17 protein-coding genes are annotated in these 20,344 nt (G+C 68.0%); 6 read left to right on the top strand and 11 right to left on the bottom strand.

Going from position 1 to position 20,344, the window contains the following annotated elements; translation table 11 throughout:
* Positions 1-250: 250 nt before the first annotated feature.
* Positions 251-667 carry a pyridoxamine 5'-phosphate oxidase family protein gene (locus tag ACIBU0_RS18985; protein WP_123761372.1) on the bottom strand — a complete coding sequence of 139 codons (417 nt, stop codon included), beginning with the start codon at positions 665-667 and terminating at the stop codon, positions 251-253.
* A gap of 80 nt (positions 668-747) precedes the next feature.
* The gene (locus ACIBU0_RS18980; protein WP_398819335.1) at positions 748-1,779 is read right to left on the bottom strand and encodes an aldo/keto reductase; all 1,032 of its coding nucleotides are present in this window, start codon (positions 1,777-1,779) and stop codon (positions 748-750) included.
* A gap of 105 nt (positions 1,780-1,884) precedes the next feature.
* Here ACIBU0_RS18980 and ACIBU0_RS18975 point away from each other — a divergent pair, with 105 nt between their 5' ends.
* Entirely contained in the window at positions 1,885-2,826 is a 942-nt protein-coding gene (locus tag ACIBU0_RS18975; RefSeq protein WP_123761374.1) for an AraC family transcriptional regulator, read from the top strand.
* Positions 2,827-3,501: 675 nt separating this feature from the next.
* On the opposite strand, the gene ACIBU0_RS18970 is transcribed toward ACIBU0_RS18975, so the two are convergent.
* The gene (locus tag ACIBU0_RS18970; RefSeq protein ID WP_133928831.1) at positions 3,502-4,443 is read right to left on the bottom strand and encodes an aromatic alcohol reductase; all 942 of its coding nucleotides are present in this window, start codon (positions 4,441-4,443) and stop codon (positions 3,502-3,504) included.
* Between the two features lie 123 nt (positions 4,444-4,566).
* Between ACIBU0_RS18970 and ACIBU0_RS18965 the strand changes: the two genes are divergently transcribed.
* Both ACIBU0_RS18965 and ACIBU0_RS18960 read left to right on the top strand, forming a co-directional pair.
* On the top strand, positions 4,567-4,944 hold the full coding sequence (locus ACIBU0_RS18965; protein ID WP_133928832.1) for a MerR family transcriptional regulator: 378 nt from the start codon (positions 4,567-4,569) through the stop codon (positions 4,942-4,944).
* Positions 4,945-4,991: 47 nt separating this feature from the next.
* A complete protein-coding gene (locus tag ACIBU0_RS18960) occupies positions 4,992-5,291 on the top strand; it encodes a hypothetical protein (RefSeq protein WP_166662367.1) in 300 nt (99 codons plus the stop codon).
* 125 nt (positions 5,292-5,416) lie between these two features.
* Here ACIBU0_RS18960 and ACIBU0_RS18955 read toward each other — a convergent pair whose 3' ends face one another.
* From ACIBU0_RS18955 to ACIBU0_RS18925, 7 genes are all read right to left on the bottom strand, one after another.
* Positions 5,417-6,322 (bottom strand): amidohydrolase family protein, encoded by a 906-nt coding sequence (locus ACIBU0_RS18955; protein WP_398819330.1) that lies wholly within the window; start codon positions 6,320-6,322, stop codon positions 5,417-5,419.
* 40 nt (positions 6,323-6,362) lie between these two features.
* Positions 6,363-8,330, bottom strand: a complete 1,968-nt coding sequence (locus ACIBU0_RS18950) for an acetoacetate--CoA ligase (RefSeq protein ID WP_398819327.1) — start codon at positions 8,328-8,330, stop codon at positions 6,363-6,365.
* Between the two features lie 59 nt (positions 8,331-8,389).
* Positions 8,390-9,841, bottom strand: coding sequence for an amino acid permease (locus tag ACIBU0_RS18945; protein ID WP_133928836.1), 1,452 nt, complete (start codon positions 9,839-9,841; stop codon positions 8,390-8,392).
* Positions 9,842-9,884: 43 nt separating this feature from the next.
* Positions 9,885-11,144 carry an aspartate aminotransferase family protein gene (locus ACIBU0_RS18940; protein ID WP_398819324.1) on the bottom strand — a complete coding sequence of 420 codons (1,260 nt, stop codon included), beginning with the start codon at positions 11,142-11,144 and terminating at the stop codon, positions 9,885-9,887.
* A 44-nt stretch (positions 11,145-11,188) separates the two neighbouring features.
* Complete coding sequence (locus ACIBU0_RS18935; protein ID WP_398819321.1) at positions 11,189-12,550, bottom strand: aminotransferase class III-fold pyridoxal phosphate-dependent enzyme; 1,362 nt, start codon at positions 12,548-12,550, stop codon at positions 11,189-11,191.
* A gap of 206 nt (positions 12,551-12,756) precedes the next feature.
* Entirely contained in the window at positions 12,757-13,470 is a 714-nt protein-coding gene (locus ACIBU0_RS18930; protein WP_133928839.1) for a TetR/AcrR family transcriptional regulator C-terminal domain-containing protein, read from the bottom strand.
* Between the two features lie 228 nt (positions 13,471-13,698).
* Entirely contained in the window at positions 13,699-14,592 is an 894-nt protein-coding gene (locus tag ACIBU0_RS18925; protein WP_398819318.1) for a pentapeptide repeat-containing protein, read from the bottom strand.
* 701 nt (positions 14,593-15,293) lie between these two features.
* Between ACIBU0_RS18925 and ACIBU0_RS18920 the strand changes: the two genes are divergently transcribed.
* Positions 15,294-17,777 (top strand): Mu transposase C-terminal domain-containing protein, encoded by a 2,484-nt coding sequence (locus tag ACIBU0_RS18920; protein ID WP_398819315.1) that lies wholly within the window; start codon positions 15,294-15,296, stop codon positions 17,775-17,777.
* A 285-nt stretch (positions 17,778-18,062) separates the two neighbouring features.
* Complete coding sequence (locus tag ACIBU0_RS18915; RefSeq protein ID WP_398819312.1) at positions 18,063-18,671, top strand: hypothetical protein; 609 nt, start codon at positions 18,063-18,065, stop codon at positions 18,669-18,671.
* A gap of 221 nt (positions 18,672-18,892) precedes the next feature.
* Here the strand turns inward: ACIBU0_RS18915 and ACIBU0_RS18910 are convergent, their stop codons facing one another.
* Positions 18,893-19,294, bottom strand: coding sequence for a helix-turn-helix transcriptional regulator (locus tag ACIBU0_RS18910; protein WP_123761386.1), 402 nt, complete (start codon positions 19,292-19,294; stop codon positions 18,893-18,895).
* A 152-nt stretch (positions 19,295-19,446) separates the two neighbouring features.
* On the opposite strand from ACIBU0_RS18910, the gene ACIBU0_RS18905 reads away from it, so the two are divergent.
* Complete coding sequence (locus ACIBU0_RS18905; protein WP_398819309.1) at positions 19,447-20,268, top strand: hypothetical protein; 822 nt, start codon at positions 19,447-19,449, stop codon at positions 20,266-20,268.
* The last annotated feature ends 76 nt before the right edge of the window (positions 20,269-20,344 follow it).

The raw sequence follows: 20,344 nt of genomic DNA, 5'->3' as shown, positions 1-20,344 counted from the left end.
ATCATGGTGGGGTGATACGTCGCCATGAACTCACCGATCAGGAGTGGGAGTTACTCGCTCCGCTGATATCGCGGGCCGCGACGGGCCGGTGGGAGTGGCTGGCGTCACCGGAGGGGCGGCGCGCCGTCACGTACCCGTGGCGGGATAGCGCGGCAGCTGGGCCATCAGCCTGCACACCGGTAGGAATCCTCACCTCGAACGAGACGAAAGGCCCGCCAGAAAGCTGACGGACCCTCATACAAGATCGAGGTCAGTACTGAACGGGACGACCTCCGGACCAACCGAACCATCGATCGATCGCCACGTGGACCGTCACGAGCGGGTTGTCTCTGGCAGGGTAGTCCTTGCCGAGGAAGTGCCTTGAGAGTCGGTCGATGTCGGCGAGTCCCTCATCAGGCTTGATGGACACGACGTGCCCCTGGACAGATACATGCGTGCCGAAGTCGTCCGCTCCGAGCACGGTCAGCGACACGTGGCCGTTGTTCTGCAGGTGTTTCAGGCGGGCGCGGTCGGCGTTCATGCACAGCATGAGAAGTCCGTCGTCTTCGATGAGGTACCAGGTCGCCACCGATACGGGGCGGCCTTTCGCCGTGACCGTCGCCATGACGGCCGGGTTCGGCTTACGGAGAAAGGCCAGGGCGGCCTCGGGCAGCGGAGCATCAGACATAGATCTGTCCCTTCCATGAGACGGGTCCCGTGATGCGGGGCCTCCGTCGGATCACATCGCAGACCAACGGCACGGTGCCGTCACGCCGCCGCGCGTTCGACCGGCGGCCGGCGCCTCAGTGCCCGCTGGAGGACGGCCGGCGGCTGGTGGGCGACGTCGAGTGTGCCGGTGTCCGTGCCGGGCGGCACGATGGCGTCGATCCGGTCCAGGACGTCGTCCGGGAGCATGACCTCGGTGCCTGCGAGCAGATCGTCCAGATGTGCCATGGACCGCGGTCCGAGGAGGGCGGAGGTCACGCCGGGGTGAGCGAGCGCGAAGCCCACGGCCAGATGGGTCAGCGGCATGCCCGCCTCTTCGGCGAGCGGGATGAGCTGTTCGACGGCGTCGAGCCGCCGTTCGTCCTTGAGGTGTGCGAAGTCGTAGTTCGAGGAGCGGTGTGTCGCGGTCTGCCGGCCCTTGCGGTAGCGCCCGGTCAGCAGCCCGCCGGCGAGCGGCGACCAGACGAGGGTGCCCATGCCGAACTCCTGCGCCACCGGGAGCACCTCGCGTTCGATGCCCCGGTCGAGGATCGAGTACACCGGCTGCTCGGTACGTGGCCGGGAAAGGCCGCGCCGCTCGGCGGCCCAGTGGGCGCGGACGATGTCGGAGGCCGGCATGGCCGAGGTGCCGAAGGTGCGGATCTTGCCGGCTCGCTGCAGGTCGGTGAGAGCCCCGAGCGTCTCCTCGATGTCGGTGTCGGGGTCCGGGCGGTGAATCTGGTAGATGTCCACATAGTCGGTCTTGAGGCGGCGCAGCGAGTCCTCCAATGCGCGCACGAGCCAGCGCCGGGACGCCCCCTGGTGGTTCGGGTCGTCGCTCATCGGCCTGCTGGCCTTGGTCGCGAGCACGACGTCCTCTCGCCGGCCCTTCAGCGCCCGGCCGACGATCTCCTCCGACTCGCCGTGTCCGTACGCGTCGGCTGTGTCGATGAGGTTGATGCCGGAGTCCAGCGCCCGGTGGATGATGCGGACGCAGTCGTCGTGGTCGGGATTGCCGATGGCTCCGAACATCATCGCGCCGAGAGCGTAAGGGCTCACCTTGATCCCGGTCTTGCCCAGGCCGCGGTAACGCATGTTCCCTCCTTTAGGTCCGTCTGCGAGCTTCTGCCACCAGTCTCCCGAAAGGCAGCCGGACGATGAATACTTGAGAATCCCGATTTTTTGAGCGAGAGTACGGGTATGGCCACCGATCGACTCTCCGAAGCACTCGATCTGGTCGAGGTCCGCGGCGTCCTCACGGGCGGCATCGCGGCTCGCGGCGGATGGCGGCTGCGCGCACCGCTCTCCGACCCGGTCAAGTTCTTCGCGCTCGTCAGTGGTCGGGCCCGCCTGGCCACCGACGGGATCGACGAACCGGTCGACCTCGTGGCGGGTGACGTGGCGATCCTCACCGGCCGTTCCTGGGCCACGTTCGAAGCCGGCCCGGAACCCCGCCAGGAGGTGGAGCCGGAATCCGACTTCTCCACCGACCGCTTCGCGTCTGCGGACCGCGACGCCGACGACATCGTGATCGGCGGCAGTGTGGGTCTGAACGCGGCCGGAAGCACGCTCCTCCTCGAGTCGCTGCCGCCCCTGGCGCACATCAAATCGGCCGGTGCCGACGACCGGCTCCTCGCCGCGCTGCTGCGCCTGTTCGACGAGGCCACCGCGCAGCGGCCCGGCTCGGCCTTCGCGGTCCGCCAGTACGGTCAGCTCCTCCTGCTGGAAGTGCTGCGGTCCTACGCCGGCCAGGCCGCGCTGCCCTCAGGCTGGCTGCGGCTGCTCGTCGACGAGCGTCTGCGCCCCGCCCTCGACCTGCTGCACGGCCGCCCCGGACGCTCCTGGGGACTGGAGGAGTTGGCGCGGGCCGCCGCGATGTCCCGGACGACCTTCGCCGAGCGGTTCCGGGAGGCGGCCGGTGTGCCACCGCTGACCTACCTGGGACGGTGGCGCATGCTGCTCGCCCAGCGCGCGCTCCGGGACGGTGACACCCGCGTCGCGGCGCTCGCCGAGGAGTTGGGCTACGGCTCGGAGAGCGCCTTCAGCACGGCGTTCAAACGCGTCGTCGGCGAGTCACCGCTGCGCTACCGGACCCGCGCGCGACAGGACGGCACCGAGCGCGTGCGGACCGAGACGCCATGACGCCTCGGCCGCGTTCGGCTTCCGGCGGGGCCCGGCCGATGCGTGCGTCCGCTGGTTGGCTGCATGGGTGAGCACTGACCGATCCCCGATAACGTCACAGAGGCCCAGGATGCCGTCCAGCATCACCACCACAGGACCATCGGGATGGCGTTCGGCAAGGCTCCACCAACTCGTGGTGACCAGCAGCAATTTCACCTCGCGGTTCGGCGGCCACGCGGCCCGTACCTGCACGACATCGTCGGCAAGTTGGCCGGTTGCGCGTTCTTCTGCAACTTCACCGAGTTCCTGGAGGCATCGCCACGGCGACAGGGGCACTGGCCTCGGGCAGCGTCAGAGCGGTATCCGTCAGACGGATATCGGCAGGATCCGGATCGGTGGTGCCGTCGTTGTATTCGCTCCACAGATGCGGATGTGAAAGTCCTGAACACCCACAGCGGCGCCTGAGCGGCCTTGTTTGCGGTGCTGGCACTGGATAACCCAGCGCTGGCCGACAGGGGCGACAGGGGCGACAGGGGCGACAGCCACGACGTCGGCTCCGTTGTCGCCTGCTCTCCCGACTCTGCCCGACATTGCGGCGAGCGCGGTGAAGACGATGCCGTCCGGGCCATGGCTGCCCTGGAGGTCGCCGGTGAAGAACTGCAGGCCGACGCTGCGCGCGCAGGGGCTCGGGATGCGTCAGCCGGCGAGGTTCTCCTCGACCCACTCGCGGAGGTCGGTCACGGGGATCGCGTGGCGTGCGTTGTAGGTGTCGTCCTTCGCCCACGCGACGCCGCGGCCCTGCGCGAAGACCGCCCGGTACTTCCGCGTCATGTTGTCCGGGTCGGCGGCCAGCTCGTCGAGCAGCGATGGAACCGTCCACACCTCACGGCGGAACGGACGCTTCAGCACGGTCTCGAGCGTCTCGGCCAGTTCGCCGTAGGTGATGGTGTCACCGGCGAGGTAGACGATCTCGTCGCGGATGCGAGGTTCGGCGAAGAGGATGTCCGCGGTGAGGACGCCGATGTCTTCGGGCGTCGTCACGGTGACCGCCGTCTCGAGACTTCCCAGCGCGTTGACGGTGTCGTTGGGCAGGTCCACCATGCCCGAGCCGGGCTCGAAGAGGTAGTTCATGAACATGCCGGTGGAGATGATGACCCACTCGGTCTGGTCCTGGGACCGGAGCAGGTCGCGGACGTCCAGCTGGGAGTCGAAGATGTCCTGCGGGCTTCCGCGGCCGATGACGTCGAAGTCGACGCCGAACTGCCACGGGAAGTACCGCGGGACCCTCGCCTGGAGGGCGGCTTGGGCGACCTTCATGGGGGTTTCGAGGCCGGCGGTGATGCCCGTGCACCCGATGACCGTGTCGTAGTCGGCGAAGAGGGAGGCGAGCTCGTCGACGGTGTTCTTCACGAGGTCGCCTTCGACGATCTTCACGCCCAGGTTCTTGATCTCAGCGACGTCGCGCTGCTTGTCGGGTGCCGTGGACGCGATGGCGCTGGGCCGCAGGAGCACGCTGACGGACGAGCCTGCCACGTCCTTCGCTCGTCGGACGACGTTGCGGATGACGGGCATGCCGAGCTCCCCGGCTCCGATGATGAGGATGTCCCGGGAGGTGGGGATCGAGCTGTCGTTGGTCATCTGAAAATCGCTCTCGTGTTCGCCTTTCCCCAGTGCGTTCTGGTCGCTGGGGTCTCGAGAGTCACCGTAAACTTTGACATCAGTGTCAAGGTCAAGTCGGCGACTGACGAGGAGGAGCGAGGGATGAAGATCAGTGAGGCCGCCCAAAAGGTAGGAGCCCCGGCTCGGATGCTCCGCTACTACGAGCAGCAGGGGCTCATCGAGTCGTCGCGGTCGTCCAACGGTTACCGCGACTACTCCGAGGACCAGGTCGAGCACGCACGTCACGTCCGGGCGCTCATCGAGGCCGGCCTGTCGACGAGGATGATCAAGATCGTGCTGGACATCGAGGCTCCCTCGGCCCAGGAGGCAGGAGGCGCGTGCACCCAGACCCTGGCAGAGGAGCTCGCTCGCGAGCTGCGCGTCGTCGAGAACAGGATCGTGTGCCTGGAGAAGAGCCGAGACGCGGTGATCGACTACCTCCGGCGAACGGGCCACGCAGACCTGCTGACCCCAGCGTGACTCGCAACCCCCAGGGCCCGAGGGCGGAGGGGCATGACCCCCGGCCTGTGGGCGACGTCGGCCTCAACGGCATCGACGTCGGCCGCCTCGCCAGCGCCCGTCGGGGCATCCGGACGGAGCCAGTGGCTGATGTCGACGGCCAGGACCAGGCGTCCTTCGGCGGCCTCGGCCCGGCGCAGGGTCTCCAGCGCGGGGCGGATCCGCCGGGTGAGCAGGGGCACGGAGGCGACGGGCAGCAGGGCGTGCAGGTCCAGCGCGGAGAACAGCAGGTCCGAGGCGGCGGCGAGCCGGCCGACCCGGCGGGCGGGACGACGGGCAGCAGGGTCCGTACGGCGCTGCGGCCGTGAGCAATCCGTCAGGCCCACGGTCCCCGCCGGGCGATGAGCATCGCAACGAGCTGCTTGTGCGACACCGACTCGATGGTGCCTGACCAGCTGCTCAGCCTGCTCGTTCTCCACGGCGGTCTCCCTCATCAGACGTGTCTCCTTGGTCCTGATCCGTCATGGTCAGACACTCCCAGCCGCAGTATCTGGGCCGCGTTCTGCTTGAGGACCAGGGGCCTTACCTCGTCCTTGAACGGCAGTTCGGCGAAGTCGGCCAGCCAGCGGTCGGGGGTGAGGACGGGGAAGTCCGAGCCGAAGAGCACCTTGTGTTTGAGGAAGCTGTCAGCCGCTCGTACGAGTTGGGGCGGGAAGTACTTCGGTGACCAGCCCGACAGGTCGATGTAGACGTTGGCTTTGTGGGTGGCGATGGAGATTGCCGCGTCCTGCCAGGGGACTGAGGGGTGCGCCATGATGATGGTGAGGCCGGGGAAGTCGGCTGCCACGTCGTCGAGCAGCATGGGGTCGGAGTAGCGCAGTTTGATGCCGCGTCCGCCGGGCAGGCCGGCCCCGATGCCGGTCTGCCCGGTGTGGAAGAGGGCGGGGACGCCGAGTTCGGCGAGGGTTTCGTACAGCGGGTAGTGGCGGATGTCGTTGGGCTGGAAGGCCTGAAGGCTGGGATGGAACTTGAAGCCGCGTACACCGTGTTCGGTGACCAGGCGTCGGGCGTGTCGGATCGCGGCCTGTCCGGCGTGCGGGTCGACGGAGCCGAAGGGGATGAGGACGTCGGGGTGTGCGGCGGCCTGGTCGGCGATCTCCTCGCTGGACAGCGCCGGGTGGCCGGTCGAAGCGGTGGCGTCGACGGTGAACACGACTGCCGCCATGTGCCGGGCGCGGTAGTGGTCGGCGATGTGCGCGAGGGTGGGCGTGCGGTGTGCGGAGGACTTGAAGTAGGCCGCGGAGGCGTCCATGAGTTCGTCGTCGAGTGAGTAGCAGCCGTGGCTGTCCTGCTCGACGTGGACGTGCATGTCGATCGCGGCCAGGGCGGTGGCTTCCATGCGTTCTCTTCCCTGCGGGGCTCGTCGAATGGCCGGGGGTTCAGTGCGCGAGGCGCTGCGCCGCCAGTGCGGCGAAGGTGTCCAGCGACGCGGGGGCGGCCAGGGTGTCGCGGCCTGCTACCTCGGAGGGGGCGGCCCCAAGAAGAATTTTCTTGACCGGTACCTCGAGTTTCTTGCCGGTGCGGTTGCGGGGTACGAAGGGCACGGCGTGGATGGTGTCGGGCACATGGCGTGGGGAGAGGGCGTTGCGCAGCTGGGTGGTGATCAGCTTGCGCAGGGCGTCGTCGAGTTCCGCGCCGTCGCGCAGTGCGACGAACAGGAGGAGTTCTCCGGGGCCGCCGGCGGTGTCCTCGAGGTGGACGACCAGGCTGTCGTCGACTGCGGAGAGTTCTTCCATGACGCGGTAGAACTCCGCGGTGCCCAGACGAACCCCACCGCGGTTGAGGGTGGCGTCCGAGCGTCCTGCCACCGTGCAGCTGCCTGTCGCTGCCGCGAAGCGCACCCAGTCGCCATGGCGCCACACGCCCGGGTAGGCGTGGAAGTAGGTCTCCCGGTAGCGGGAGCCGTCGGTGTCGCCCCAGAAGCCGGTCGGCATGGAGGGCATGGGCTGGGTGATGACCAGTTCGGCGAGTTCGTCGGTGACCTCGTTGCCCTGTTCGTCGTAGGCGGTGGCGGCCACTCCCAGGCAGGGGCCGGAGATGGCTCCGGCCCACACTGGCTGCAGGGGGCTGCCCTGCAGGATGCCCGAGCACACATCCGTGCCGCCGCTGCCCACGTTGAGCAGCACGTCGGGTCCGAACTGTTCGTGCACCCAGCGGTAGCCCTCGGGTGGCAGTGGGCTTCCGGCGGCGCCGATCTGGCGCAGCCGGGACAGGTCGTGGTCCGCTGCCGGGGTCAGGCCCTGTTTGCGGCAGGCCATCAGGAATCCCGGGCTGGCACCCATGAGGGTGGCGCCGGTGTTCTCGGCGAGGCGCCACTGCCAGTCCAGGTCGGGATGGAGGGGGTTGCCGTCGATCAGCACGACAGAGGCGCCCACGAGCAGCCCGGAGACCAGTGAGTTCCACATCATCCAGGCCGTGGTGGTGAACCACAGGATGCGGTCGCCCGGGCGCAGATCCCAGCTCAGGGAGTGGTTTTTCAGGTGCTCCAGCAGGATGCCGCCGTGGGCGTGGACGATCGGCTTGGGTTGGCCCGTGGTGCCCGAAGAGAACAGCACCCACAGCGGGTGGGCGAAGGGGACCGCTTCGAAGCCGGGCTCGGCGTCCCCGGCGAGCAGGTCGTCCCAGGACACCGTGTCCGGGAGATGCCCGGGCCCGTACGGGACGTGGACGGTGTGGCGAAGGGTGGGCAGTGCGGCCCGGATGGCGGCGACCTCCTCGCGTCGGTCGATGTCCTTCTCCCCGTAGCGGTAGCCGGAGATGGTGAGCAGAACGGTGGGCTCGATCTGCGAGAACCGGTCGATGACGCCCCGGGCGCCGAACTCCGGCGCGCAGCTTGACCAGATGGCTCCCAGGCTGGCGGTGGCCAGGAAGGCCACGAGGGTCTCGGGGATGTTCGGCAGGTAGGCGACGACCCGGTCGCCCCGACGGACACCGAGCCGGCGCAGACCGGCCCTGGCGTGTGCGACCTGCTGGGCCAGTTCCTCCCAGGTCAGTTGGACCGGCCCGCGAGTCTGGGAACGGGCCAGTACCGCCAGATCACCGGGCATGTGTTCGCCTGGGCGCAGGGCGTGCTCGGCGTAGTTGAGGGTGGCGCCGGCAAACCATTCGGCGCCGGGCATGTCCCTACGGCCGAGCACTCGACCGTAGGGGGTGTGCGCGCGGACCTCGAAGTATTCCCAGATCGACGACCAGAAGCCTTCGAGGTCGGTGACGGACCAGCGGTGCAGGGCTCGGTAGTCGGTGAAGGCGAGGTTGCGGTGCTTGTCCAGCCAGGCGAGGTAGTCGCCGATCACGGTGGTGTGGCCGACGTCTGCGGCCGGGGCGCGCAGCATCTCCGGCTCGTTCATGTGGTGCTCCTTCGCGGATGTGGTTGGTCAGGCCGTTCACGGCCTGACCAACCACGAGATCAGGCACCCGCGGGGGCCTGCGGATGCGGCGACTCGGGCGTTGTGGGCAGGGTGCCCGTCTCAGGGCGCTGGGCCGGCGCCGATGCGGATCGGAGTTGCTTGATCACTCCGGCGATCAGAGCCACGGCGGTGGCCAGTCCGCTGAGCAGCAGTGATCTCTGGCTGCCTGGGTCGAAGGCGAGTCCGGTCACGATGCCGACCAGGATCAGCACCACCAGTGCGGGAAGGTAGGGGAAGCCCCACATGCGCACCGTGAGTTTTTCGGCCTCGGCCGCGCCCATGCGGCGGCGGGTCTGGATCTGGGTGGCTGCGATGAAGAGGTAGACGGCGACGCCGATGGTCCCGGAGGACTGCAGGAGGAAGAGGAAGACGGAGTCGGTGGGGAAGAAGTAGTCGGCCACCACGGTGAGGAAACCGCCGGAGCTCGCGGCGAGGACCGCGTTGGCGGGAACGCCGCGCGCGGTCACGCGTCCCAGAGCGGCAGGCAGTTCAGCACGCCGAGCGGCAGCGAACATCATGCGGGAGGAGGCGTACATACCGGAGTTGAGCAGCGAGAGCACCGCGGTCAGGACGATGACGTCGACGATCGCGGTCGCGTGCGGGACACCGAGCCGCGCGAGTACGGCACCGTAGGGGCCGGCCGCGATGTCCTTGGAGTCGGAAGGAATGAGGGTGACGACGACAGCCACCGATCCGACGTAGAAGATCATGATCCGGACGATGACCGAGCGCATCGCACGGCGGACCGCGGCGGCGGGCTGTTTGGCCTCGCCCGCGGCGATGGTCACGCTCTCGGCACCGAAGAAGGAGAAGAAGACCACCAGACAGGCGAGCCAGACCGGCTGCCAGCCGTGCGGGGCGAAGCCGTGCCCAGTGAGGTTGGACAGTCCCGGCGCATCGGTGCCGGGCAGCGCACCGGTGATGGCCAGCGCGCCGATGACCAGGAACGCGCAGATCGCGACGACCTTGATCAGCGCGAACCAGAACTCGAACTGGCCGAAGGCTCTAGCCGAGACCAGGTTGGTCAGCGTGAACACCAGCATGAAGACCAAAGCCGCCGCCCACGGTGCCACCGCTGGGAAGAACCCGTGCACGACGGCCGCGCCGGCAGTGGCCTCGAAGCCGATCACGACCACCCATGAATAGGTGTACAGGGAACTCACGGTGACGCCCGCCCAGGGGCCGAAGGCGCGGGTGGCGTAGGTGGCGAAGGAGCCCGAGTCGGGCGAGGCTACAGCCAGTTCAGCGAGCATCCGCATGATCAGGAAGACGACGGCGCCGACGCCGATGTAGGCCAGCAGCACGGCGGGGCCCGCCGCGGAGATCGCCGTGCCGCTGCCGACGAACAGGCCGGCGCCGATGACGCCGCCGATGGCGATCATGCTGAGTTGCCGGGTGGACAGGACGGGCTTGAGAGCCCGCGGGGACGGGGGTGTAGAGTTGTTGATCATCTGGAGCCTCCAGGAGGTCGCCGGATCAGGAAAGACGCGGAGATCACCGGGACAGGGTGGGAATGTCCGCGTCTGCGAGCCGCTGGAAGGCGTGGGCATACGCCTGTGCGGCACGTTCGAGGTCGTCCGCGTCCAGCGCGGTCGACAGGTTGATCATTCCGCGAGGGGTCGTGTAGAGCCCGTCGAGGAGTAGCGCCACGTGCAACGCCTTGAGCGCAGGAGTGGCCGCCGCTCGGGCCTGTTCGGCGTTGAGGGGCGCGGTAGCGGCCAGGTGCAGGTTGAGGATGGATCCCGCGCGCGTCACCGAGGCCGCGAATCCCGCTTCGGCCGCCGCCGTGGTGATGGCACCGGCCAGCTGGTGGGCGGCCCGGTCGAGGCGGTCGATCGCCCCGGTGTCGAGGTGGCGCAGGGTGACGGCCCCGGCGGCCGCGGCGGTGAGGTGACCGTTGAAGGTGCCGGAGTGCGCCAGATTCCCCTCGGTGGTCGCCGCGGTCAGCCGCATCAGCTCCTCACTGCCGCCGATCGCGCCGATCGGCAGGCCGCCGCCGATGACCTTGCCCATGACGGTCAGGTCCGGGCGCAGACCGAGCCGGCCCTGCTCGCCGCCCACGGCGTTGCGCAACGACTGCACCTCGTCCAGCACGAACAGCGCCCCGCGCTCGCGCGCCAGGTCGGCCACGGCTGACAGGAAACCCGGCTGCGCGGGGATCACTCCCGCGGCACCGAGGAACGGCTCGGCGAACACCGCGGCGATGTCGGCGGTGAGCGCCTTGGCTGTGGCATCGAGATCGTTGTAGGGAACGGTCACCACGTCGGGATCACCGGCCAGCAGCGGGGGCGCGCTGCCGTGGTAGGCGCCGTCGAACAGCAGCATCCGCGCCCGGCGGGTGGCGCGCCGGGCGAGGCGCGCGGCGAGCACCGACGCCTCGGTCCCCGAGTTCGTGAACCGCACCCGCTGCACGGACGAGATGCGGGAGACGAGCAACTCGGCAAGGTGCCACTGCAGTTCGTGCGGGCTGGGAAAGACCGGACCTGAGGACAGCACTGCCGCGGCTGCCTGCATGGCGGGCTCGTATGCGTTGCCGTGGACGAGCGAGGTGTAGTTGTTGACCAGGTCCAGGTACTCGATGCCGTCGACGTCGTACAGCCGCGAGCCGTGGCCCTCGGCGAGGATGACCGGGTAGGGCGGGTAGTACGTGATGAACCGGGTCTCTCCACCGGGCAGCACCGCGGCAGCCCGCTGGAAGGCGGCTGCCGATCGCGGAGTGCGGGCGCGGTACTCGTGAAGCAGAGTCTCGGGCACGGCCGAGCTCCGTTCCTGGTCCTGGCGGCTGGCAGGCAGCGCGTTCATGCCCTGGCTCTTGTGTACTGACTCATCGCGCTCAGGGCGTCGTCGAGGAGTGCGAGCAGGAGATCGGTCTCCTCGGCGGTGACGGTGAGCGGAGGAGCAACGAGGATCGCGTCGTTGATGCCGCCGGTTGCCGGGTAGACCAGCAGCCCCTGCTCGCGGGCGGCCAGGACGGCTGACCGGGTGAGGGAGCCGACGGGGTCGCCGGGGCTTCGGGTCACGCGGTCGCTGACGAGTTCCAGTCCCTGAAGCAGGCCAAGGCCGCGGACCTCGCCGATGACCTCATGTCGTGCGGCCAGCTCCTCCAGACCCGCCCGTAGCTGCTTGCCCCGTTCCGCAGCGTTCGCCACCAGATTCCGGGACTCCACGGCCTTCAGCACGGCCAGGGCGACGGCGCTGCCGAGCGGGTTTCCGCCGTAGGTGTGCCCATTGGTGACCGACGCGGTCCCGGCGGCGATGGCATCAACGATGTGCTCACTTACCAACACGGCAGACACGGGCACGTATCCGGCACCCATCCCCTTGCCGAGTACCACCAGGTCCGGGCGTACGTCCCAGTGCTGCGAGGCCAGCATGGTGCCGGTGCGGCCCAGGCCCGTCATGACCTCGTCCGCGATCAGCGGCAGGCCCCTCTCCCGGCACAGCTCGGCAAGAGCAGGCAGGTAGCCGTCGGGCGGCGTGATGGCGCCTCCCGCCGCGCCGCCGACCGGCTCGACCACCACGCCGGCCGCACCCGAGCCGTGTGAGTCCAGCGCCTCGGCGGCCCTCTCAGTGAGGAAGGCAGTGAACGCTGCATCGTCTCGGCCTTCGGCGAACCGGTAGGCGTAGGGGGGAGTCAGCTCGTTGAACCCGTGCAGCAGCGCCTCGGCGACCCAGCGGCGCTGAGGATGCCCCGACAAGGACAGACCGCCCAGCGTGGCGCCGTGGTAGCTCACCGCATGGGAGAGGAACCGCGCCCGCTCCGGCTCGCCCCGCTCCCGCCAGTACTGCAGGGTCAGCCGCAGCGCCGTTTCCACCGCCTCGGAGCCGCTGTTGCACAAAAAGACGTACGGGTAGCCGGTCATCGCGCCCAGCCGCTCAGCAAGCTTCTCCGACTGCTCGCTGTGGAACGTCCCGCGGTGCGCGAAGGTGATCCGCTCAGCCTGCTCGGCCATGACCTGCAGGATCTCCGGGTCCGCGTGTCCCAGATTCGCCGTCACCGCACCGGAGCAGCCGTCAAGGTAACGGCGCCCGTCCGCGTCGTAGACGAACACCCCGCGCCCGTGACTGACGAATGGCAGCTCTTCGCCGAAGAAGAACTTGATCAGCCGACTGCCGTCGGGCTGCATCGCGACGCGAGAGGCGGACAGCGCATGGTCCATGACGGGTGACTCCTGGAGATCGCGCAAGCGTGCCAGGCGGGCTCGCAAGCGGCGGTGCGTATGTACAGGCCGAAAGGCTGAAAAAGCGACTGAATCGCTTGTACGTCGAACAGAATGTCTTGTACGCGGGACAAGAGCAAGGGGTATGGGTAAACCTTCTGTTTCCCCAGACGAAGGCCCGGGGGCGCCCAACCGCCCCTCAGACGTCAGATGATCTTGGAGTGCAGCCCTCTGACCAGCACATCCAGCGCCACATCGAAGCTACGGTCCATGGGCCTGTCCCGTCCCGACTCCCACCTGGTCAGGAACGCGTTGTTCTCCAGCAGCGGCAGGTTTCGGGCAAGCACCGGGAACGTATTCGGATCGATCCCTCGCAGCTCTGCCGCGAAGCCCTTCTGCCAGCCGGCCTCGGCGTCCGAGGGGGGCGCGGACAGTTCCAGAGTCACCCAGCCCAGCACGAACCCGATCACCGTGTTGTAGACGTCGACCAGGTCGTTCCCGGTGAATCCCGCCCCCTCCAGCACACCGAGTATCCGCTCCACGAACGGGACCGCCGTCGTCGACACCGCAAGCTGCGACCCCATGATCGGAACCAGATTCGGATGCCGGTGCATGGCGGCCCGGCACAGTCGGGCCACCTCCCCCAGCCAGACATCCCAGTTCACCCCGTGCACAGACGGCAGAACGATGCCATCCAGGACTCGCGCCGACGCCGCCGCCACCAACTGCGGCTTGGAGCCGACGTGCCAGTAAAGCGCCGTCGGATAGACACCCATCTCCTTGGCAAGCGCCCGCATGGTCAGCGCTTCCAGCCCATGTTCGTCCGCATACCGCACAGCAGCGTCCACCACCTCCTCGCGCGACAAGGGTGCGCGCGATCCCTGCCGGGCACGGTTTCGCGGACCACTGCTCTCGCTCATCCGGGTTCCTCCCCCACGTACTCAGTCGGACCCGCAACGTTAACCCTTCTCCGGGGCGGCGAAACGGCATCTTCGGCCGGCCTCCCGGTCCGCGACCAGCACAGGCATGCCTATGCCCGCTTCGCAGCCCGGCTCATCGAGGATGCCCAGAAGCGGGGCGAGGTCCGAGAGGGCCCGCGGAGGAGATCGGCCTGTCGGTCATGGCCGCGATCCACGGCTACATTGCCCTCATCGTGACCGGTGGCATCCCCGCCGGCACCGGCGAACAGGAACCGAAGAACACGTTGCGTTCGCTCCGCATGGCTGGGGCCATAGTTCGCAGGGCGGGCCAGCCGTCTCATCCCCTGTAGGCATAGACGAACACGCCCTCGTTCCTGCCACCAACCAGGCGACACGCGCGGGTTCAGCAGTTACCCCCTCCAGGAATCCGCGAACTCGCGTGCTTCCGATCCATCGAGGGTGAAAGTTGATCGCGACGGGCCGGGAGAGCGTGACGTCCTGCATATGAACGTCTACGTAGCGGACAACCAAGCTGACCGCCGCATCGATCTGCGCGGCAAGCAGGTCGAGGCGAGCGGCTGCGATCCTTATCCGCACCGGGGCGCGCAGGACTGACTGGGACAGGTCGAACACGCCACCGCAGACGATCGGGCCCGCCAGCCGCTGGGCGAACTCGGTTCCGGGGAAGCGGGCATCACCCTTGAAGCGGGCTCCGGCGAAGACCGCGTCCTGGCCAAACGTCGCCCCGTCGAATGTTGCCTTCTCCTCGACTTCTGCTGAGACGAAGACAGCACCGTGGGAAAACTGGGCGTAGTGGAAGAACGCCTCGCCGAAGATCTGAGTGCGGGAGAAGAACGCCTCGCCGGCGAAGGTGACGTGAGCGAAGTCCGCATCTGGAGCGAAAAGTGCGTCCTGGAACCAGGCGGGACCGTGGAACTGCGCATACTCGAAGGAGGCCCCGAACTCGAAGACGGCTTCCTCGAAGAGCGCGTCTCCGCTGAAGGTGACTTCGTCGAACGAGGCATCGTGCAAGAAGTGAGCCAGCCAGAAGAACGCGTCGCCGACGAAGGTGTTGTCCACCGCTGTCTTGAGCTCCTCCCGCAGTTCCTGGGTGAAGGGCACGCCGCGGCAGTCCACCGCCGCACCGGGCGACAACGCCCCCGAGAGTCTGGCGCCGTTCCTCCGCTTCGAGATGAGCCAGACACCGTTCGTACGGCGCCCACGCCGCCCACGGCACGTCGGCGCAACCATCATCCGTCGCGCAGGTCGGCCAGGTCAGACGAGGGCCTTCACGCAGGAAGGCCAGGACGGGAAGGGCTGGATGTATCGGGTTCACCGAGTTTGGAGGGCGCCGCTGTCGACGAGGAAGCTCGGAGTCATAGCCGGTGCGACGGCAACGGCGCACTCGCCCCAGCCGTTGCGAGTCCCCGTCGCCCAGGGCAGCCCTAGCGCCAGCTGGCCGACCGTGGACCGCGCTGAGGCGCTCACCTGTTCCCCCCCTTGGCGTGGTGATCCCTTTCACCTGATCTTTTCTCCGAGAGCATTGGACGACAAGTTGGTCCTCGGCCACTGTTAGGGACGTCCAGGTCCACACCATCGACCAGAGGCTCTGGCCGACCTCCAAAACCTCCGTGGTGAGGCCGCGCACTGTCTGCACGGTGATTGAGCTGAGCGGACACGGCCGTCACTCAGGCTCGCGAAGCCCGTCCTGGCGCGCTCGACGCTGTTTCGCCATATTGCTTAATTCTATTTAGTTTTATGGACAGGGTGGGCGCAGGACGGTGGACGAGCTGCTCTTGTACGACACCTCGTGAGGAAGGCCGATGGACGTGTCGTGGCCCCCGCGCCTGGGTCTGGGGGACCAGGTCCGGTATGCGGGCCGGGGTTGGGTGGTAGCCGGTTTCACGCGCGGGCTTGTTCAACTGACCGATTCTCTGGGTGACTTGGCCTATCCCTCGGTTGAGGAGCTGGCTCTGTCCTCGGATTTCGAGGTGCTGGAACACGGTTCGCGCGTGCCTCCGGTCCGAGTCGTGCCGACGACCAAGGCGGTCCTCGAACAAGCCCGTTGGTGGGAACGGCACATCACGGAGGTCATCAGCGGTCTGCCTCTGGGATCCGCTCAAGACGCCGCACCTCGTTCCGAGTACGACCCCGCTGTCCGCACGCTGAGCCAGCGGGAAGCAGCCAAGGCTGCCGAACTCACCGCGGCAGGAGTGACCGGTGCTTCGGCACGCACGGTGCGGCGCCGTCGTCAGCGGTACCAGGCGGATGGACTCGACGGGCTGGTCGACGGACGCGCCGTGCGGGAGCGGACTCCCGGCGCACACCAGGACCCACGGGTCCTGGAGGTGCTGCTGACCCTCATGGCGGAAGAGGTCCGGCAAGGGGGTACCACGTCAGCCGAGGAGTACCGGCGGTCGGTCGGTCGCATGTTGGACACGCGATACGGCATCGGCGCGGTGCCCCTGCCGTCACGGTCCACCTTCCAGCGGCTGGTGAAAATGGTCCGGGAACAGCGCGGCGACGCACGTGGCATCACACTGATCGACGAGAACGGAATCAGGCTCTCCCGCCCCGGCGAGCGCGTGTACGTCGACACGTTCGAATTGCCACTTCCCTCGCACCTGGCTGGCCCTTCCCTGCGATCAGTGCGAATGACGGTCGCGATCGACGAACTGACGCACACAGTCTGCACTTTGACGGTCCACATGCCCCACGACGGAGTGGACGGCCCGGCCCTGCTGGCCCGCCTGTGCGGTCCTCCCGCCCTTCGCACTGCGTACGGCAGCGGCGATGAGCGCGTGGCCGTACCGCTGATCCTCCCTGAATCGATGGTTCTCGACGGTTCGCGGATGCGCCGAAGGCGTGAGTTCCAGAACGAGTGCCGCGCCATGGGTATTCGGATCGAGAAGCGCCGCCCGGTGGAGAAGACGGTCGGAGAGCGCATCACCAGCAGACTCGTCACCCTCCTCAGCGCGGAGCTGACCACGCTCAAGGGGGACCCCTCCCACGACGACGTTTCTCTCATCAGCTGGTTGCAGGACTGGGCCGAGCAATGGGTGGAATCGGTCTGGCATCACCAGCCCCAATGGAAACTGCAGGCGACGGGCGGCCAGCGCCGACACGCGACGCCCTATTCAGCGTATGAAGCCTGCGTCGCCAGATTGGGATGGGTGCATCTGCCACTGGGCAGGCAGGCGAGGGTGCGCCTTCTGCCCAGCGTGACCCGTCGGGTGACGGAGAGAGGCATCCTCGTCAAGGGGCACCGCTACTTCCACTCCGAACTCGCCTTGTTGCCGTCAACTCACCCTGTCGAATTGAGATTTGACCCGTACGACCTCCGCCAGGTGTGGGTGCGCACGAGGGCGGATGTCTGGTTGCAGGTACCCCGGGCCATCGACACCTTGGGGCAACCGCCCTCCATGCGGGCCTGGAGGGCTACCAGCACCACACACCGATCCCAGCCCGATGCCCCCGCTCGCGAGCCATCCGCCGAGCTGGACTCGATCCAGGATCGGCTGTCCTACCACGCTCAACTCCCCATTCTGCGCACGCCGTTCCTCCAAGAGGCGTTCCATCTCAGCGCCCGGCTTGCCCTGCTGAACCGGACTACCACGAGCGGGAGGCAAGGGCTGTTGGTCACAGGACCCCCTCGCAGCGGAAAGACCACCGCCCTGCAGGAACTGGGCCGACATTTCGCTCACGCGACCATCGCCGGCCGTCCGCTCGGACAGGCCGTTTACCTCCGCCTCCACCCGGCCGACAGTGACCGGACAGCACTCCTCCGGCTGGGAAAGCTCATCGGCCTCCCCCCTCACCCGGGCAGGATGAGCACAGTCGCTGCCTCCGAGGCCGTACAGGAAGCCCTGATGTCATCGGAGACCGGTCTGATCCTGGTCGACGACGCGTTTCCGAAGGCGCCAACTGCCGCTAGTTCGACGCCTGTTGAGGCACTGACTTTCCTGGCGGATCAGGTGCCTGTCCTGTTTGTCTACGCCGCCTCAGACACGGCAGAGAACCCCTTCGCGCGGACGCACGGGGCAGGTCAGGGACGTCTGACTCGGCTACAGGCAGCCCCCATACCGTGGGGGCCGGATTGGCGATGCCTGGTCGAGTCCCTCGACAAGACCCTTCGGCTACGCCGTCACGAGCCCGGCTCTCTGCTTCGGCTGGCACCCGCACTGCACCACAGGACTGGCGGCTGGGCAGGAGCCCTGGCCCACCTCGTGCGCTCCGCCTCCATCGACGCGATCCTCTCCGGCCGTGAGGAGATCACCGAACAGGGCGTCCGATCCATCGCCGTGTGAACGACTCGGCATCACAGAGCTGTTGGGGAGGCAGTCAGCCGCAGAAACCAGGTTTCATGACCAACCCCGGATCAGACTGACGCTTAAGACTTGCATTCGTGCACCATCCGGATGTCCCCCTGCCCTCTGCCCCTGCTCCGCCCTGCGACAAGGAGGGCGGCAGAAGGTCTGCCCGGGTCGCAATACCGATCGCGCACGAGCCATCTGTGCCCGGGCCTGACCGTGTCTGTTCTCCTCTGCCATACGGGCAGACGGCCTGCCTGACTCACCTCTACTGTTACTGCCATGAGTCAGCTCGAAGGCCACCTGCCCTCGGCAGACTGGGTGGCTCAGGACCTGGAGCAGATGCTCCGCGAGTGCGATGCGCTCATCGAGTCCCACGAAGAGCAACTGCGCCGGCTGCGCGATTCGATCGGCGAGCTCGAAGCGGAGCTTGAGCATGCCCGCGGAAACCGCGAGGAGGCCGGCCGCGTCTTGGAGACCCTGCGCGCGGCCGTACGAGAGGGCCAGCAGTTGCGAGCCACTCGAAGTCAGTCTCCGAGTCCGCACCTCCGCGTCGTCACCGACCCGGAGAGTCCGCCCGCGACACCCACCGATTCCGAGACCAGTACGCCCGCGGCCCCGCAACTCCCTTCTGGAAATCCGGTCGTACTCGTCAGGGGGGCGCGATCCGTAGTCCTCATGAAGGTGATCTCGACCGAGGGTCAGCGCGAATGGAGCGCGCGGGCGGTCACCGACGCCCTCGGCGATCCCTCTGACGCCGTCCGCCGAAACCGTTCCGTTCTGGACAACCTCGTCAGGCTCGGCGCGCTGACCAAAAGCGAGAAGCCCAACAGCGCCGACACGGGAACGAACGTCTTCTACCGCCTCGCGGCCCCCTGGCAGGCCGTTTGACCCCATGCCGACGCGGGCCGTGGGCTCGAGACCCAGCTACAACTCCACAGCAATAGACCGCCGCCGCGTCTGGCCTCCTGGTTGGTAGCCCTGGGCCTGGACACGGCGGCGGTCAGCGCCCAACAGGTCGCCGTCCTTGACGCTACCGGCTTGCCGTAGCGCGCACCGGGCGTTCGGCCAACTCACCCCCGAAGGGTCGAACAGCCATGCCCGAGTGCCCATCACGTTCGAGGGCGGCGTTCGTCGCGCTCCGCCGTCTCCACGTCCCGCTGCCGGGTGATCCCCTCGGCCTGCGGCTGCACCTTCCGCCCGCTCTCATCCCGCGGCCACTCCAGGTGATTGGGCCAGAGCGGCTCCCCGAGAGCGCCCTCCAGGTTCGCCACGGTCAGCAGATCGGGCCACACGGTCCCGGCCAGCACGTTGGCGATCACCTGCCGGTTGACGTCACTCGCCTGGGCCAGCGCGTTGGCGCTGATCTTCTGACGCTCCATGGCCTCCGCGAGCGCGCGGGCCACCGCCTGGGCCACCTGCGCTCCGAGATGGTGATCCATCACGGCGTACGGCCAAGGGCCGTCGACGACGTATGCGCACGGCTTTTGGGCACGTCGATTTCCTCCAGGCATGTGAACAGTGTGACGGAGGCGCCGCCAGGATGCGCCCCACCCTCACGCATGCTACTCAAGTGGCAACATCTTGTGAGGGTCAACGCCGACGTTCGTTCCGGGGAGATTCTCTACGTTCGCACGAACAGGGCTTGCGAGGAAGGAGCCGATCGGTGACGAGGACCCGACGGAACACCCCCGCTCCGACCACGAAGCCCCTGCCGACGGACCGGGTCCTGGCTCATGAGCATCTGGCGATCACCCGTGCCTCGTGCGCCGCCAAGGACACCTTCACCGCACGCGATCTTGAGCAGGCCACCGACGTTCCAGCCCGCCGCTGCGGGCTCGTCATAGCCTTCGTGCGCGCGTACGGACTCATCGAGCAGGCACCGGGGCGAAGCACCTACCGGCCTACCGAGGCGGGGGAGAAAGTCGCCCAGGCCTGGGACGCGAGCGAGGAGAAGGGCCTGCGCGCACTGCGCGAAGCGTGGGCGAAGTCCTGGTTCACTCGGAGCACGAGCCACCGCTTGGCGCAGGGCCCCGCGCTGCGGGTCGGTCTCGTGAGCAAGCTGATGCGCCTCTCGGAGGCCGACGAGACACAGCACCGCAAGGTGGAGATCCTGGTCGACCTAATGGTGAGCGTCGGCATGCTGCGCCCCGAGGACGGCGGTTACCTGCGCTGGAACGAGGGCGCCACCATCCCAAAGCCGCGCACTCGGTCGCGAGCGGAAGCCGCGGACTCCGCACCGGCCGATGCGCCCGTCGATCCCCCGGGCGAAAACGCGGAGCCTGCTGCTCCCATCCCCCACCCGCCACCGCCCGCCGACGTGCCTTCTTCCGGGACGGCGCACGAGGACCTGATCCGCCTGCTCAGCCCGCCGATCCTCCTGGCCGATCTAGCTCGCCTGTCCGCGGAGGACATGGTCGCCCTGCACAGCCACCTCCGCGGGCTGGCCACGATCCTCGCCAAGTTGAGGGGAGCGTCCGTGACGTAGACCACCGCACGAACAGAGCAGGTCCGGCAGCGCCGCATCCCTTGCCCGGGTGGCACTGCCGGACCCCCCACCTCCA

Origin of the sequence: Streptomyces sp. NPDC049627, from assembly GCF_044465645.1 — a bacterium.
Taxonomy (GTDB): Bacteria; Actinomycetota; Actinomycetes; order Streptomycetales; family Streptomycetaceae; genus Streptomyces.
Note: the sequence above shows the minus strand (reverse complement) of the source record. Positions and strands in the feature narration are given on the sequence as shown.